This is a genomic window from Streptomyces niveiscabiei (genome assembly GCF_001419795.1).
GTDB lineage: Bacteria > Actinomycetota > Actinomycetes > Streptomycetales > Streptomycetaceae > Streptomyces > Streptomyces niveiscabiei.
Genome location: NZ_LIRL01001336.1, coordinates 1 through 2,015, shown reverse-complemented (window position 1 = coordinate 2,015; position 2,015 = coordinate 1). Strand labels below are relative to the sequence as shown.

Genomic DNA, 2,015 nt, shown 5'->3' with positions numbered 1-2,015 from the left:
CGGCGGGCGGGAGAACCGGAAAACCAACGGAGGAGAACACCATGAAGATCGAGAACCCGGCCGAGAACCTGGTCCGCGGCTACCGCACCTACACCGACGGCGACCAGGTCGCCCAGGTCGCGGGCGTCGAGGGCCCGGAGACCACGGCGTCCATCACCACCGCGACGCCGGTCATCACCACCACCACGCTGATCTTCGACTGCTAGTCGAAGCCGGCACACGCTCGGGGGCCCGGTCCTGGCCGGGCCCCCGAGCACCATCCGACGAAAGGCACCGGCATGTCCGGAGAGGTCGTCGTCTCGTACGGCACCACCGCGTCGACCACACGCGTCCTGCGGGAAGGCCCGCACCGCTTCCGCTGGCACCGGGTGCCCGGCGAGAGCGCGGTCAAAGCGGCCGGTGCGGTGCCGGGCGGGCTGCGGGACCTCTTCGCCCGGGCGGGCACCGGGGGCGTCCGCTTCGCCGTGCCCGAGCCCGCGCCCGAGGGCGGGTTCGCGCAGGTCCTGCCCGACTCCGTCAGCGTCGGCTGGCACCTGCTCGCGGGGAGCGCTCTGCCCAGGCAGTACGCGGACGTCGTCCGGCGCGTGGGCGAAGCGGTGCGCGGGCTGCACGCGGGCGCGGACCGGATTCACGGCACCGTGCGCGGGCTGCACGCGGTCGCCGACGGGGTTCACGGCACCGTGCCCTGGCTCGACGGACTGGCCCGCTGGCTCGCCGAACGGCCCGACCCGGTGGCGGCGCGCCTGGTGCGGCGGATCGGCGAGGAACGCTCCACGCGGCTCGCGCAGTGGGCGGCTCACCTGTCCGCGCCCGGCGGGGTGCTGCTCGGGACGCTGTCGCCCGGGGTGATCGTCGTCGACCGGCGCGACCGGACCGCGCACGTCCTCGTCAGCGCCGAGGCCGGGTACGGGCCTCCCGCGCTCGACCTCGGCACGCTCGCCGAGGCCCTGTCCACGTCCGTCGCGGTCGCCTCGCGCGGGGCGCACCGGGCGCCGGACAACCTCGGCTACGGCGTCCTGTGGGACGCGTTCACCGCCGGGTACGGGGCCGCCGGCGGGTACGGGTCCGCTGGGTACGGGTCCGCCGGGTACGGGGACGGTGTTCCGCGCGCCGACGTGAAGCGCGCCGCCGTGCTCCGGCGCGTGCACCGGCTGCGCAGCATCAGCGGCCACCTCGGGGACAACGCCGTCTTCGACGAACAACTCGCCGCTCTGCCCGACCTGGTGGACGGCGACACCATCGTCCCGCTCGACCGGAGGAACTGAATGAGCGTCTTGAACGGCAGGAAGGCCGTCGTCACCGGGGCCTCCCGGGGCGTCGGCAGGGCGATCGCGCTGCGGCTCGCCGCCGACGGGGCGGCCGTCGTGGTCGGCTACCACCAGGGCGAGGCCGCCGCGAAGTCCTGCGCCGAGGAGATCCGGGCGGCCGGTGGAACGGCGTACACCGTCGGCGCCGACCTCGCCGACCTGGAGCAGGTCCGCGCCTTCACGGCCCGCGCCGGGGAGCTGCTGGGCGGGCTCGACATCGTCGTCAACAACGCCGCCGAGTCCGAGCAGATCGCCATCGCCGACGCCGACGAGGCGCACTACGAGCGCGTCATGGCCGTCAACGCGCGGGCGCCCTTCTTCATCATGCAGTCCGCCCAGGAGGTGCTCGGCGCGGGCGGGCGCATCATCAACATCTCCAGCATCGCCACCTCGCTGTCGGCGCCCGGGGCCGCCGTGTACGCCGGGAGCAAGGCCGCGCTCGAACGGTTCACGACCACCGCCGCGCACGAGCTCGGGCCCCGGGGCATCACCGTCAACGCGATCTCGCCCGGCACCGTCGACACGGACATGCTGCGCGCGCTGCACGGGGAGCGCGCCCGCGAGGCCCTCGCCGCCGTGACCCCACTCCGGCGCCTCGGGCGCGGGTCCGACATCGCGGGGGTGGTCGCCTTCCTCGCCGGGGACGACGCGGCGTTCGTCACGGGGCAGACGATCGCGGTGAACGGGGGGTTCCGCTGAGGCGGGGGG

At 75.0% G+C, this 2,015-nt stretch carries 3 protein-coding genes; all 3 read left to right on the top strand.

Going from position 1 to position 2,015, the window contains the following annotated elements; all coding sequences use genetic code 11:
* Nucleotides 1–206: hypothetical protein (locus AOK24_RS49060; RefSeq protein WP_206191375.1), on the top strand; the 206-nt coding region annotated here is incomplete at its 5' end.
* Between the two features lie 72 nt (nt 207–278).
* Nucleotides 279–1,265 (top strand): hypothetical protein, encoded by a 987-nt coding sequence (locus AOK24_RS43765; RefSeq protein ID WP_055725383.1) that lies wholly within the window; start codon nt 279–281, stop codon nt 1,263–1,265.
* On the top strand, nt 1,266–2,006 hold the full coding sequence (locus AOK24_RS43760) for a glucose 1-dehydrogenase (protein ID WP_055725382.1): 741 nt from the start codon (nt 1,266–1,268) through the stop codon (nt 2,004–2,006).
* Nucleotides 2,007–2,015 lie beyond the last annotated feature (9 nt).

Coding starts and splice junctions, on each gene's coding strand:
- AOK24_RS43765 (WP_055725383.1), top strand. CDS start 279: ATGTCCGGAGAGGTCGTCGTCTCGTACGGCACCACCGCGTCGACCACA.
- AOK24_RS43760 (WP_055725382.1), top strand. CDS start 1,266: ATGAGCGTCTTGAACGGCAGGAAGGCCGTCGTCACCGGGGCCTCCCGG.